This is a genomic window from Kribbella monticola, from assembly GCF_003261635.1.
GTDB lineage: Bacteria > Actinomycetota > Actinomycetes > Propionibacteriales > Kribbellaceae > Kribbella > Kribbella monticola.
In genome coordinates this window covers 352362-364897 of sequence record NZ_QFXK01000031.1, presented here as the reverse complement: position 1 = coordinate 364897, position 12536 = coordinate 352362, and the positions used below count along the sequence as shown (strand labels likewise).

The 12536-nt window shown below is 68.1% G+C and carries 14 protein-coding genes; 6 read left to right on the top strand and 8 right to left on the bottom strand.

Annotation, left to right across the window (positions count from 1 at the left end; all coding sequences use genetic code 11):
- Positions 1–137: 137 nt before the first annotated feature.
- Positions 138–821, top strand: a complete 684-nt coding sequence (locus tag DIZ26_RS21075) for a ferritin-like fold-containing protein (RefSeq protein ID WP_232828493.1) — start codon at positions 138–140, stop codon at positions 819–821.
- A gap of 367 nt (positions 822–1188) precedes the next feature.
- Here the strand turns inward: DIZ26_RS21075 and DIZ26_RS21070 are convergent, their stop codons facing one another.
- The 5 genes from DIZ26_RS21070 to ligD form a co-directional block, all read right to left on the bottom strand.
- Positions 1189–1467 carry a GlsB/YeaQ/YmgE family stress response membrane protein gene (locus DIZ26_RS21070; RefSeq protein WP_112244049.1) on the bottom strand — a complete coding sequence of 93 codons (279 nt, stop codon included), beginning with the start codon at positions 1465–1467 and terminating at the stop codon, positions 1189–1191.
- Positions 1468–1702: 235 nt separating this feature from the next.
- Positions 1703–1930, bottom strand: a complete 228-nt coding sequence (locus DIZ26_RS21060; RefSeq protein WP_112244045.1) for a DUF3107 domain-containing protein — start codon at positions 1928–1930, stop codon at positions 1703–1705.
- A gap of 141 nt (positions 1931–2071) precedes the next feature.
- Complete coding sequence (locus DIZ26_RS21055; RefSeq protein WP_112244043.1) at positions 2072–2701, bottom strand: TetR/AcrR family transcriptional regulator; 630 nt, start codon at positions 2699–2701, stop codon at positions 2072–2074.
- Between the two features lie 65 nt (positions 2702–2766).
- Positions 2767–2973, bottom strand: coding sequence for a hypothetical protein (locus DIZ26_RS21050; protein WP_112244041.1), 207 nt, complete (start codon positions 2971–2973; stop codon positions 2767–2769).
- Between the two features lie 50 nt (positions 2974–3023).
- Positions 3024–3950 (bottom strand): non-homologous end-joining DNA ligase, encoded by a 927-nt coding sequence (gene ligD, locus DIZ26_RS21045; protein WP_112244039.1) that lies wholly within the window; start codon positions 3948–3950, stop codon positions 3024–3026.
- Positions 3951–3991: 41 nt separating this feature from the next.
- Here ligD and DIZ26_RS21040 point away from each other — a divergent pair, with 41 nt between their 5' ends.
- The 3 genes from DIZ26_RS21040 (at position 3992) to moeZ (ending at position 9445) form a co-directional block, all read left to right on the top strand.
- The gene (locus tag DIZ26_RS21040) at positions 3992–4909 is read left to right on the top strand and encodes an alpha/beta fold hydrolase (protein WP_112244037.1); all 918 of its coding nucleotides are present in this window, start codon (positions 3992–3994) and stop codon (positions 4907–4909) included.
- 242 nt (positions 4910–5151) lie between these two features.
- Positions 5152–7920: a Calx-beta domain-containing protein gene (locus DIZ26_RS21035; RefSeq protein WP_112244035.1), complete on the top strand. Its 2769-nt coding sequence runs from the start codon at positions 5152–5154 to the stop codon at positions 7918–7920.
- 334 nt (positions 7921–8254) lie between these two features.
- On the top strand, positions 8255–9445 hold the full coding sequence (moeZ, locus tag DIZ26_RS21030; RefSeq protein ID WP_112244033.1) for an adenylyltransferase/sulfurtransferase MoeZ: 1191 nt from the start codon (positions 8255–8257) through the stop codon (positions 9443–9445).
- A 79-nt stretch (positions 9446–9524) separates the two neighbouring features.
- Here moeZ and DIZ26_RS21025 read toward each other — a convergent pair whose 3' ends face one another.
- Together DIZ26_RS21025 and DIZ26_RS21020 are read right to left on the bottom strand one after the other, a co-directional pair.
- Positions 9525–10328 (bottom strand): maleylpyruvate isomerase family mycothiol-dependent enzyme, encoded by an 804-nt coding sequence (locus DIZ26_RS21025; RefSeq protein WP_112244031.1) that lies wholly within the window; start codon positions 10326–10328, stop codon positions 9525–9527.
- Positions 10325–10969 carry a TetR/AcrR family transcriptional regulator gene (locus DIZ26_RS21020; RefSeq protein ID WP_157979771.1) on the bottom strand — a complete coding sequence of 215 codons (645 nt, stop codon included), beginning with the start codon at positions 10967–10969 and terminating at the stop codon, positions 10325–10327. Before DIZ26_RS21020 ends, DIZ26_RS21025 begins: the two co-directional genes overlap by 4 nt.
- Before the next feature lie 76 nt (positions 10970–11045).
- Between DIZ26_RS21020 and DIZ26_RS21015 the strand changes: the two genes are divergently transcribed.
- Together DIZ26_RS21015 and DIZ26_RS21010 are read left to right on the top strand one after the other, a co-directional pair.
- Positions 11046–11312 carry a DUF2277 domain-containing protein gene (locus DIZ26_RS21015; protein WP_112244027.1) on the top strand — a complete coding sequence of 89 codons (267 nt, stop codon included), beginning with the start codon at positions 11046–11048 and terminating at the stop codon, positions 11310–11312.
- A gap of 7 nt (positions 11313–11319) precedes the next feature.
- Positions 11320–11658 (top strand): hypothetical protein, encoded by a 339-nt coding sequence (locus tag DIZ26_RS21010; RefSeq protein ID WP_112244025.1) that lies wholly within the window; start codon positions 11320–11322, stop codon positions 11656–11658.
- Positions 11659–11677: 19 nt separating this feature from the next.
- On the opposite strand, the gene DIZ26_RS21005 is transcribed toward DIZ26_RS21010, so the two are convergent.
- Positions 11678–12535 carry a phosphotransferase gene (locus DIZ26_RS21005; RefSeq protein WP_112244023.1) on the bottom strand — a complete coding sequence of 286 codons (858 nt, stop codon included), beginning with the start codon at positions 12533–12535 and terminating at the stop codon, positions 11678–11680.
- Position 12536: the final 1 nt, after the last annotated feature.

The window sequence follows — 12536 nt, the reverse complement described above, 5'->3', positions numbered from 1 at the left end:
CTGTGCAAGCGGCTCGCACCAGCTGCCCATCTGGGCGCGTCACCGGCGAAACACCCTCCAGTGTAGCCGGAATACTCGCCCCGGCCGCCGCACGCACTTTCCACCCACCGCGCCGGTGGACCGATATGGTGCGGGTCATGACCGAACTGACGGCCTTCGACGATCCCGCCTACCGGGCCGCGGCGGTGGATCTGCTGGGTGTGCTCGCGTACGGCGAACTGACCGCGTTCGAGCGGATCGCCGAAGATGCGAAGCTCGCTCCGACACTCGACGACAAGGCCCAGCTCGCCCAGCTGGCGACCACCGAGTTCGGCCACTTCGTCCAACTCCGGGACCGGCTGGTCGCGCTCGGAGTCGATCCGATGGACGCGATGCAGCCGTTCGTCACCCCACTGGACGCGTTCCACGACCACACCGCGCCGTCCGACTGGCTCGAGGGCCTGGTGAAGGCCTACGTCGGCGACGGCCTGGCGAACGACTTCTACCGCGAGGTCGCGGCGTACGTCGACGCGGAGACCCGCGCCCTCGTACTCGAGGTGTTCGCCGACTCCGGCCAGGCCGAGTTCGTGGTCGACCGCGTCCGGGCCGCGATCGAGGAAGACCCGAAGGTCGGCGGCCGACTCGCCCTCTGGGGCCGCCGCCTGGTCGGCGAAGCCCTCAGCCAGGCCCAGCGAATCGCCGCCGACCGAGACCCCCTCGCCGCCCTCCTGGCCGGCAGCGTGGACCGCCCCGGCCTCGACCTCGCCGCCATCGGCCGCATGTTCACCCGCCTCACCGAGGCCCACACCGCCCGAATGACAGCCCTAGGCCTCCAAGCCTGACCCCACCCACGCAGGCTCCTACGTCGCCTGCTCCCCACTCCCCAGCTACGGCGTTCCTCCGTCACGCCTGCGCTGCCTTTGTCAGAGCTCGTCGCGGCCAAAATCACCCAGTCGACAGCGAGGCGAATGCAGACCGAGGTTGCGCACAATAGTGCGGATATCGCCACTATTGTGCGGATTCGCCTGGTGCTATCACCGCTGCAAGCGAAGACGTTCCACCTGTGGGCGAGGCAGCGGAGGTGCGACGGAGGAGCGCCGTAGCTGGGGGCGGGGAGCAGGCGACGCAGGAGACTGCGTGGGCGGCGTACCGCGGAAAACACAGCGGCCGCCTGCCCCGGGGTGGGGTGGCGGCCGCTGGAGGTGTTGGTCAGACGGTTGATCTGGACCGGCTCTGGTAGCCGGCGACGATGGCGACGACGATCACGGCGCAGATGATCTGGATCAGGTACTGAGTCCAGTCCGGTCCGCTGGTGTCCTTGACGCCGAGAGCCTTGGCGATCAGACCGCCGATGAAGGCACCGATGCCGCCACCGAGGATCGTCCAGCCGAGGCTGATGTTCTGCTTGCCGGGGAGTATCAGCCGGGCCAACGGCCCGAAGATGATGCCGGCGATGAGGCTCACGATGAGCATCCAGACCCAGTACACGGTTCCTCCTAGAGGGATAACTGACCTGCAGTCATCCAGGTGCCCCAGGGCTAAACAGGCCACCGGACCCGCAGGTCTTAATCCTCATAGTCCTCGGTTCGTCGCACTCCGCAACCGGGACACGCAGGCGGTGCCGCAACCGTTGCCAACCCGGCCCCGAAGCCGGCCGTGACGGCCGGCTCTGGGACGGGACCGGCTTGCACTCGTTACTGCCGGTACTGCGTGGTGCGGGCGCTCAGATGGCGCCGAAGCCGACCTTGCGGCTGGAGACCTCACCGATCTCGACATAGGCCAGCCGGTCGGCCGGTACCAGTAGCTTGCGGCCCTTCTCGTCGGTCAGGGACAGCAAGTTGCTCTTTCCGCTGAACGCGTCCGCCACGACCTGCTCGACCTCGGCCGGGCTCAGTTCGCTTTCCAGCACCAATTCGCGATTGGCGTGCTGAACGCCGATCTTGACCTCCACGAAACCCTCCCGGGCGCGTTCCGACCGGCGGGGATCGCCGGTACCCGATTCGAGCCTATCCGCTACCGGTCCCCGTCTCTCACCAGTCCGCCCAGAGCAGAACCATCAGGCCCGGAAAGTAGGGGCTCGTAGTACAGGGGGTCAGGATTCGGTGCGGGGGAAGCCTCGGATGCCTCGCCAGGCGAGGCTGGCCACCAGGTCGGCGGCTTGTTCCTGGGCGAGGGTGGGGTTGTCGGCGGCCAGCCAGTAGCGGGCGCTGACCTGGGCCATCCCGACCAGGCTGACGGCGAGCACCATCGACTGTTCCTTGTTCAGCCCGGCGTCGGCGCTGATCACCTCGGAACAGGCCTCGGCGCACGCGTGCGTCACGCGGTCCACCCGCTCGCGCACGGCGGGCTCGTTGGTCAGGTCTGACTCGAACACCAGCCGGAACGCGCCCTGGGCATTCGCCACGTACTCGTAGAAGGCGTGGATCGTCGCGCCGACCCGCTCCTTGTTGTCCTCGGTGGACCGCAGCGCCTGCCGGACGGAGGCGACGATGGCCTCGCACGAACTGTCCAGCAGCGCGAGGTAGAGGTCCAGTTTGCCGGGGAAGTGCTGGTACAGGACTGGCTTCGAGACGCCGGCGCGATCGGCGATGTCGTCCATCGCGGCGGCGTGGTAGCCGTTCGCGACGAAGACCTCCTGGGCCGCCTCGAGCAGTTGCGCGCGGCGGGCCAGCCGCGGCAGGCGGCTGCCGCGCTTGGGCGCGGTCTCCGGTGTCGTCGACACGTCGGCTCCTTCGGTCTTGCGGTCCGGCAGCCGGCGCGGCCCCCGGTAGTTGAAGGGAATCCTACCTAGCGGTAGTCGTCGTCGTCCGCTTCACCGACGGTTCGGCGCTGCTCGTCGACATCGGCCGGGTCGGCCTCGTCCGGCAGGTCGGGGTGGGTGTCGATGACTTCTTCCAGACCAGCTGACGGCTGGTATTGCTCGAGGACATCGGCCTCGGGCGCCTCGGCAGGCACCTCGACGACACTGTCCGGTACGTCGGGATCGCTGACCATTGGAGCTCTCCTCTCGTGTCGGTTGTGGACCGGTACCCAAGTCGCGCGGGTTAAGACGGTAGCGGCTGCGGATCGTCGTACAGGCCTTCGAGCACGTCGCCGTACTCCTCGATCCGGGCCAGTACGTCGTGCGGCAGGAACGTGAGTTCCTCGACGGTGGTCGCCGCGGCCACTTCGTCCCAGTCGATCGGGGTCGACACGCGCGGCTCCTCGGCGCCGCGCAGCGAGTACGGCGCCAGCGTGGTCTTGGCGCCCGCGTTCTGGCTCCAGTCGATGAACACCTTGCCGGGCCGGAGCGCCTTCGTCATCGTCGCGGTCACGTTCTCCGGCAACGCCTCGGCCAACTGCTCGGCGAGTTGTTTGGCGAACGCGCTGGTACTGCGTGACGTCGCCGGCTCGATCGGTACGTAGAGGTGCATCCCCTTGTTTCCGGACGTTTTGGGCCAGCCTTCGAGGCCGAAGTGGTTCAGTAGTTCGCGCAGCGCCAGCGCGACGTCGCAGCAGTCCACGATGGTCGCGCCGGGACCCGGGTCGAGGTCGAACACGATGAGGTCGGCTGTCGGCGTCTTGCCGTCGTCGGACAGCGCGATGCGCCACTGCGGCACGTGCAGTTCGAGCGCGGCCAGATTCGCGAGCCAGACGATGGTCGGTACGTCGTTGGCGACCACGAACTCGGCTTCGTCGCGGCCGGTGGAGCTCCCCGGGGTCGGCAGCGTCACGGTGTGGACCCAGTCCGGCGTACCGCGTGGTGCGTTCTTCTCGAAGAAGTACGCCGCGCCGGTTCCGTCCGGCCAGCGCTTGCGGGTCAGCGGCCGGTCCGACAGGTGTGGCAGCAGCAGCGGCGCCACTTGGAGGTAGTAGTCGATCACCTCGGCCTTGGTGAAACCCGTCTGGGGATAGAGCACCTTGCCGAGGTTGGTGAGCTTCATCGTCTGCCCGTCGACCTCGGTGGTCAGTTGCGTCTGTCCGGCTGCCATGTCTCCCAGTGTCCAGTCTCGAGGAGTCTTACCATGGCTTTGTGGAAAGTTACGGGGCGGTAACCGGCACTTCGGTGTCGTTGGGGGCGCAGGAATGGCCGGCGCGCACGGTGCCGGTCGCGGGTGTCGACCTGCTGGTCAGGGAGGTGCCGGACGCGGCGAAGGACCTGCCGCCGGCCTTGTTCGTGCACGGGCTCGGCGGGTCGTCGCTGAACTGGACCGCACTCGGGCTGTTGCTGAACGACACGGTCCGCGGCATCGCGCCGGACCTGCCGGGCTTCGGCCGGACGCCACCGCTGGCGGGCATCGGCGGGATCCGGCAGCAGGCGGACCTGCTCGGTCAATTGATGGACGCCGAGTTCGACCAGCCCGTCCACTTGTTCGGGAACTCGATGGGCGGCGCGGCGGCGGTGGCTCTGGCGGCCTCGCGCCCGGAGCAGATCGCGTCGTTGACCCTCATCTCGCCGGCGCTGCCACATCCTCGCGCCTCGGCCGTCGCGGTCTGGTTCGCCGCGCTGGCGACTCCCCGGCTGGGCAAGGCGGTTCTGGATCGCAGTAAGCGGATGCCGTTCGACAAGCGGCTCGAGGTCGGGCTGTCGATGGTCTTCGGCGACCCGCGCGCGCTGCCGCCCGAAGTACTGCGGGTCTATGAGGACGAGTTGCGCCGCCGCGACGATCAGCCGTGGGGTTCGCAGGCGACCCTCGACGGGGCTCGCAGCATCCTGCTGTCGTACCTCGCGCCGCCGCGCCGTTCGTTGTGGGCGGATGCGGCCCGGATCGACTGCCCGGTGCAGCTGATCTACGGCGGTAAGGATCGCCTCGTCGACGCCCGGATCCGGACCAAGGCCCAGCGCGCGTTCCCCAATGCCCGGCTGCTCTATCTGCCGCAGTCCGGTCACGTCGCCCAGATGGAGCATCCAGAACTCGTCGAAAAGGCGTTCCGCCAGTTGATCGCCTGAGGTTGCAACGAAGCTGCGATCCAATCCGGACGGAAGAGCAATGATGTTCAGGGCACCATCGTCGGCGAGGACTGACACACCAGGACGTGTCGGTGGGGGAGCCGCTACCTCCTGAGGTAGCCAACTGTGAGGCCGAAATCATCCCGGGGGATGATCTTCGCGTCGAGTTCACCGGATTCGACAACCCGCCGCGTGTTCCGGGAGTCAGTCGCAGTGATCTGTCTGCTGACGAAAGGATCGTTGTGCGGGTATTCGGAAGACTGGGGCTTGCGGTAGCGCTGCTCGGCGGCGCGCTGCTCGGACCCGCCGCCCAGGCTCAGGCCGCAACACCACCGCCCGTTGCCGATGGCAAGAACTGGACAGTCACGCCAGTTGCCGGGGGCTACAAAATCACACTGAAGCTGGACGCGCCGGCGCCGTTGCGCGACGCGTTGCCGCTGATCGCCGTCGACGGAAAGGCGGTGGGGGTCGCCCAGCAGTCCGCGGATCAGCGAACCGCCACCGTGGTGAGTTCCGATCGGGCGCTGCTGAAGGCGAAGGACGTCCGGTTGGTGTGGTCCACCGACGGGACCACTGATGCGCAGAACAACAAGCGCAGCCGGGCCGCGGCGGGACCGACCGACGCCGACTGGCTGAAGGCGCCGAAGGGTCCGCTGCTGGCGGCCGATCCCGGTGCGCTCGGCAAATATGCGGTCGAGACCGCGGAGTACAACCTGGGTGACGAGGCGGTCTACCTGCCCGGCCTGGGGCACAAGTCCGAAGTACGGGGCAAGGTCTACTCGCCAAAGGGTGCGGCTGGTGCTCGTCCGCTGGTGATCTTCCTGCACGGACGGCACCAGGTCTGTTACGGCGATGCGACCGAGCCGTCCGAGAAGCCGTGGCCGTGTGCCAAGGGCGAGAAGCCGATCCCGAGCTACAAGGGGTACGACGGTCCCGCCAAGGCGCTGGCGAGCAACGGCTACCAGGTCGTCTCGATCAGCGCGAACGCCATCAACGGCTGGGACAGCGATGTCGTCGACACCGGTGCGCAGGCGCGTGCCGAGCTGATCCTCGACCACCTGGACCTGTGGAAGAAGTGGTCCACCGTCGGCGGCGGCCCGTTCGGGTCGAAGTTCGTCGGCAAGGTCGACCTGAACAACGTCGGCCTGATGGGCCACTCCCGAGGCGGCGAAGGCGTCGCTCGCGCAGCCGTGCTCAATGCGGATCGCGGCGGCAAGTACGGCGTCCGCGCGGTCCTGCCGCTGGCGCCGACCGACTTCGCCCGCGCCACTGTGCCCGGCGTCGCGATGAGTGTCATCCTGCCGTACTGCGACGGCGACGTCTCCGACCTGCAGGGCCAGAAGTTCTACGACGACACCCGGTACTCCGTTGCCGGCGACACTGCGCCGCGCTCGACCGTGACGGTGCTCGGCGCGAACCACAACTTCTTCAACACCGAGTGGACCCCGGGCCAGTCCGAGGCGCCCTCGAACGACGACTGGTACGGCGACGACAACGACAAGACGTCACCGTGTGGCGCGAAGTACGCGGGCCGGTTGACCCCGAAACAGCAGCAGGCCGTCGGTACGGCGTACGTGGCCGGTTTCTTCCGCCTTCAGCTGGGTCACGAGAAGCAGTTCTTCGGGTTGCTCGACGGCTCGAACAGCCGGGCCGCGTCGGCCGGCAACTCCGTCGTACGGGTTGTCTCGCAGGCACCGGCGGGAAGTCGGCGGGATCTCAACCACTTCGACCAGCCACTGCCTTATGGGGCGGTCATCGGAAGCGCCAAGGCGACCGTGTGCGCAGGCGTGGACGCGCCGGCGGGTCGGGCTGCCGTTGCGACACCCAAGTGCGTGAAGAACGATGACAGCTCGCAGTCGCCGCACTGGGTCGAGGCGTATCTCGCGTCCAAGACGCCGACGACCGCGGTCACCAAGCTGACCTGGACGGGGAAGAACGGCGTCGTCCGGGTCAACCTGACGGCGGCCCAGCGCGACGTACGCCGGTACGCCGCGCTCTCGTTCCGCGCGGCACCCGATCCGGCCGGCGCGCCGAGGACCGACCTGAGCATCCGGGTCGTCGACGGCAAGGGTAAGGCGGTCTCGATCCCGGCCTCCAGCCTTGGTGACGCGCTGGTGCGGATGCCCGGCTCGAACGACAGCGGCCTGCCGAAGAACCTGCTCCGGACCGTACGGGTCCCGGTCAGCCTGCTGAAGGGGATCGACCTGCGCGACGTCCGGGTGGTCGAGTTGCGGACCGACCGGGTCGCCTCCGGATCGGTGTTCGTCAGCGATCTGGCGTTCTCCAAGCCGGATCTCGGCTGGTCGGCGCCGTCGCGGCTGCCGCAGTTGTCGGCGTCGAGTATCGGCAAGCTCCCCGAAGGCGACAGCGGTACCCGCAACGTCGACTTCTGGGTGACGATGTCGCGCCCGAGCATCGTGCCGGTCAGCGTGTACGCCGAGACGAACGGCGACCTCGGCAGCTCGGTCAGCCCGGTGGCTCAGCACCTGGTCTTCAAGCCGGGCCAGACCCGCAAGAAGGTGGCCGTGGCGATCACCGGAAACACCCGGGACAGCGCCGACGCGGTGTTCAGCCTGGTGCTGTCGGCGCCGAAGCAGGCGTTGCTGGCGGCATCGTTCGGGTACGGCACGGTGGTCGACGACGACCCGACCCCGACGATGACGATCGGCCCGGCGACGGCGGCGGAGAACGCCGGCTCGATCAAGTTCCCGATCAAGCTGTCGGCGGCGAGCGACAACTTCGTCTACGTCGCGGGCACGATGAAGAGCGGTACGGCGGTCCTCGGCAAGGACTTCCGCAACCCGAACGACGACGGCAGCGAGCCGCAGCCGAACGACTACATCGACGGCTACGTCGAACCGGGCCAGACCACCGGTGAGATCGAGGTCAAACTCCTCGACGACAAACTCAAGGAGCCGACCGAGACCTTCACGGTCACCCTCACCGAGTCCAGCGGCGCGACCATCAAACTCCCCATCACCCTCACCGGCACCATCACCGACGACGACTGACGGTAGGAGCGCGCAGGCGCCCGGAGCACCTCGCTCCGGGCGCCTGCGGGCGCCACCCGCTCTGGGCGCCTGCGGGCGCCACCCGCTCTGGGCGCCTGCGGGCGCCACCCGCTCCGAGCGCCTGCGGGCGCCACGCGCTCCGGGCGTCGCTGCTGGCCCCTCGCCTTCCTCAACCCGCACCCGACCGCCGGGCCCCGCCAGACTGTTCGCAGTACGAGATGTGTGTCCCGGGATGCGGACCTACGGCTGGTCGGCTGGAGTGGTGCGGGAACATGGGGGAGGTGCGGCTGGTTGAAAGCCGTACCGCGACGTTTCCCGCTGACGAGGAGTACCCGTGTCACTGCCACCGCTGGTCGAGCCGGCCGCCGAGCTGACGATCGACGAGGTCCGCCGGTATTCGCGGCACCTGATCATCCCCGAGGTCGGGATGGCCGGTCAGAAGCGGCTCAAGAACGCCAAGGTGCTGGTGATCGGCGCCGGCGGTCTGGGCAGCCCCGCGCTGCTGTACCTGGCCGCGGCTGGTGTCGGCACGCTCGGCATCGTCGAGTTCGACACCGTCGACGAGTCGAACCTGCAGCGCCAGATCATCCACGGCCAGTCCGACGTCGGGAAGTCCAAGGCCCAGTCGGCGCGTGAGTCGATCCTGGAGACCAACCCGAACACCAATGTCGTGCTGCACGAGGTGCGCCTCGACAACGACAATGTGTTCGAGATCTTCGAGCAGTACGACCTGATCGTCGACGGCACCGACAACTTCGCCACCCGGTACCTGGTGAACGACGCCGCGGTGCTGCTCGGCAAGCCGTACGTGTGGGGTTCGATCTTCCGCTTCGACGGCCAGGTCAGCGTGTTCTGGGCCGAGCACGGCCCCTGCTACCGCTGCCTGTACCCCGAGCCGCCGCCGCCCGGCATGGTCCCGTCCTGCGCCGAGGGTGGCGTGCTCGGCGTACTGTGCGCGTCGGTCGGCGCGGCCCAGGTGACCGAGGCGATCAAGCTGCTCACCGGCATCGGTGACCCGTCGCTCGGCCGGCTGAACATCTACGAGGCGCTCGACCTGAACTGGCGTGCGCTGAAGGTCCGCAAGGACCCGAACTGCGCGATCTGCGGTGAGAACCCGACCGTCACCGAGCTGATCGACTACGAGAGCTTCTGCGGCGCGCTGACCGAGGAGGCGGCCGACGCGGCCGTCGGCTCGACCATCTCGGTGAAGCAGCTGAGCGAGTGGATCAAGCTCAAGGACAACGGCGAGAAGGACTTCGTGCTGATCGACGTCCGCGAGCCGAACGAGTACGAGATCAACCGGATCCCCGGCTCGGTGCTGATCCCGAAGGCCGACTTCCAGACCGGTGTGGCGCTGGAGAAGCTGCCGCAGGACAAGCAGTTGGTCTTCCACTGCAAGTCCGGCGTCCGCTCCGCCGAGGTCCTGGCGATCGCCAAGGGTGCCGGCTTCTCCGACGCCGTCCACGTAGGCGGTGGCGTGGTCGCGTGGGTCGACCAGATCGACCCCTCGCAACCGTCGTACTGACCTCCGCTCTGCAGCAGCCCTTCGATCTCCCGGTCGAGGGGCTGCTCCATTTCCCCGTACTACGTACGCATCGCGAACGCTAGAAGGGCATCCGGCAGGAGGCGACTGCGTTCGCGCCGGTCTCATCGCCGTCGAGCAGTTCGACGATCGGGTGGTCGTCGCGACCCGACAGGGTGCGCATGTAGCCGACCGCGTCGGTCCGGACGGTGGCGATCGGGGTCCCGTCGCCCAGCCGGTAGGTGCCGCCGCCCTGCCCGGTGAGCACGAGCTCCACCGGGACGCCCTGCCAGAACGGCCCGTCCTGAACGTCGAGGACGACCTGAGCGACCAGCTCCTCGGCGTAGGGGCCTGCGTCGAACGACCGTCCGAGGGCCTGGCAGACGTCGTCGCGATGCATCCACAGGTCGCGAGCGAGCAGGATGTCCTGGATGTAGCCGAGGTGGAGTTTCTCGAACCCTGGCACGCCTTCCACCTTCACCGGCATGCGCCGGATCAGTCCGGGATTGCGGCTGATCGTCCGCGTCGCCTTGCCCCACAACCTGGCGAACCGTTCGCGTAACTCGGCCGGCGGCGTACCGCGGTGTTCGTCCGCCTGGACCATCATGTGCGCGTCGAGCAGCACGACGTCCGGGTAGGCCCGCTTGGCCCGGCGGTCCCGGAGCGGGAACAGCCACGGCCGGTTGACGTCCTCCGCCTGCCCGCACAGGTGCCCGACGACATCGGCGACATCCCACGCGGTACAGACCGTACGGCGGTGCCAGTCGGCCTCGTCGAGCGATTCCATCAGGTCGCGCCAGGCCTCGATCTCGGCGTCGCGATGTTTGCGGGCGGTCGCTCGGTCTGCCCGGTGAATTTCCCTGGCGTGCAGGACGGTGGTGGTCATTTCTTCCCCCTGGTTGGCTTGTACCGCTGGTAGAACATGTCGAGGACGACGGGCATCAGCCGGGTGAACCGGCCTTCCTCGTACGTCGTGTCGGGCTCGTTCGCCAGCTGTTGGGACAACAGGCCGGCCGTCATCGAGGTGAACAAGGCGATCCCGTCGTCACTCACCGCGCCGCTGTCGAGCTGGCCGGCGTCCACTGCTCCCTGCAGGTAGTGCCGCAGGTCGTTCAGCATGTCCAGAGAAGGCGCGAACGCTTCCGGTGACGGCTCGAAGCCGGGCACGGTGCGCCAGAAGAGCAACTGGCTGAGCACCTGGTTCTCCATGCACCACTTGCCGAACGCGGCGACGCCGATCATGCCGAGCTCGAGCTGGTCCGTCGTGCCGGCCGCCGCCCGAGCGGAGCGCTGCGCGTCGCGAACCTGCTCGGCGCCGCGCTGGAAGAGCGCGTCGTAGATCGCCATCTTGGAGGCGAAGTACTGGTAGAGCGAGGGAGGCTGCATGCCGACCTTGCGGGCGACCGCGGACAGGCTCAGTGCGGCGACGCCCTCGGTCTGCATCAACTCCACCGCCACGTCGAGAATCTCGTCGATCGTCTGCTGACGACGGCGGCCGCGGCGGTCGAGCTCCTGCGCTGTTGACATGGCTTGAGGAAAACCTAATGGCATTAGGATTGTCAATAGCTCGTAGATTGTCCCCGTCGGGACGTACTGTCGGAGCATGTGCAGAAACATCACCGTTCTCCGTGGACTTGAGCCGGCGGCGACCTCCGACGAGGTCTACGCGGCCGCACTGCAGTACGTGCGCAAGGTGACCGGCGTCGGCTCGCTGAGCGCGACCACGCGCGGCCCGATCGAGCGCGCCGCCGCCGAGGTCGCCCGGATCACCCAGGAACTGCTCGCCGAGATGCCCGAGCGCCGGGTGCCGCCACAGACCGTGCCGCCGTTGCGCAGACCCGAAGTACGGGCTCGACTCGGGCTCGACTGACCGCTGCATGGCGATGGACGCCCGGAGGCGGCAGGGAGTCGTCTTCGGCATCCTCGCGGTCGGCATCGTGCTCGCGCTGAAGTCGAGCAACGTCCAACGCGCGGTGGCCCGGCATCGTCAGCGCACCTGCGACGGCACCTTGGCACTACCGCTGTCCGGCTACCTGTACTGCGGTATCGGGCTGGCCGTGGGCGTTCTCGCACTCGTGCTGCTGATCCGCTGGTTCCGCCACAACCCGGAGCCGCTCGTGATGACGCTCGCGATCACAGCCGTCGCCGGCATCCTGTTCGAACTGTTCACGCTCTTCGCCGCCATCTCGCAAGCCCATCCTCTGTGCGGAGGCTGACCGGTCACTGCCTGCTGATTCAGTCCGTCCGTCTTTCTGCGAACGTGACCCAGTGGTCGACCTCGGCCGGTGTGAAATGGCGGATCGCCCAGTCGACCATGCGCAAGCTCATGTGCGCCCAGAGCGGCCGGAGTACGTCTTCGGGAAAGCTGTCGAGCAACTCGTCGAGCCGCGCTGCTGCCGTCGAGCCGATCTGCGCGCCGAAACGCAACGTCACCAGGTCGAGTCGGCGGTCGCCGCGGGCCGCCCCGTCCCAGTCGATGACGCCGGTGAGCTTGCCGTCGGCCGCGAGCAGGTTGCCCGGATGGAAATCGAGATGCATCGCGTCGTCACCCGCGAGCTCTTTCGGGTGCGCGGCGCCTACCTCGGCGATCCAGCTCTCGAGCTTCGCCGTACGCCGGCTGTGTCTGCGAAGCGGCCCGTGCAGGCAGAATCCCGGGCCGTCCTCGATGAGATGGAGACTCACGATCGGGATGTCCGGCTGCTCGGCGAGAACTCCCGCCTGCAGTTCATTGAGCGCGAGCGCCTGATCGAGCGTGGCTTCGTCCAGCCGATCCACCGTGGTGCCAGGTAAGACCTCCTGGATGGTCACGACGGCATCGCCGACCTGAGCGGCCAGCTCGGTCGCCGGAGCCGGATACCCAACGGACCGGAGTACGTCCACGACCGCCAACGGACCCGCCCGCAGCTCGGCGACCGTCGTACCGGGCCGCCATTTCAGCACTCCGCGCCGCCCGTCCTCCCAGCGCACGAACGCAGCCCCGACCTCGCCGCCGGAACACAGACCTTCCACAACCACCCGCACCCCGGTCGCACGCTCGACGCCAACCGCCATCCGCGCGGCATCGAGCCGCTCGACCCGCCCCGCTGTGCTCATC

Excerpts from the sequence above, each read along its gene's own strand:
- DIZ26_RS21025 (WP_112244031.1), bottom strand. The coding sequence starts at position 10,328 with ATGACCACCACCGTCCTGCACGCCAGGGAAATTCACCGGGCAGACCGA.
- DIZ26_RS21015 (WP_112244027.1), top strand. The coding sequence starts at position 11,046 with ATGTGCAGAAACATCACCGTTCTCCGTGGACTTGAGCCGGCGGCGACC.
- DIZ26_RS21050 (WP_112244041.1), bottom strand. The coding sequence starts at position 2,973 with ATGGTCAGCGATCCCGACGTACCGGACAGTGTCGTCGAGGTGCCTGCC.
- DIZ26_RS21075 (WP_232828493.1), top strand. The coding sequence starts at position 138 with ATGACCGAACTGACGGCCTTCGACGATCCCGCCTACCGGGCCGCGGCG.
- DIZ26_RS21020 (WP_157979771.1), bottom strand. The coding sequence starts at position 10,969 with ATGTCAACAGCGCAGGAGCTCGACCGCCGCGGCCGCCGTCGTCAGCAG.
- DIZ26_RS21010 (WP_112244025.1), top strand. The coding sequence starts at position 11,320 with ATGGCGATGGACGCCCGGAGGCGGCAGGGAGTCGTCTTCGGCATCCTC.
- ligD (WP_112244039.1), bottom strand. The coding sequence starts at position 3,950 with ATGGCAGCCGGACAGACGCAACTGACCACCGAGGTCGACGGGCAGACG.
- DIZ26_RS21005 (WP_112244023.1), bottom strand. The coding sequence starts at position 12,535 with ATGAGCACAGCGGGGCGGGTCGAGCGGCTCGATGCCGCGCGGATGGCG.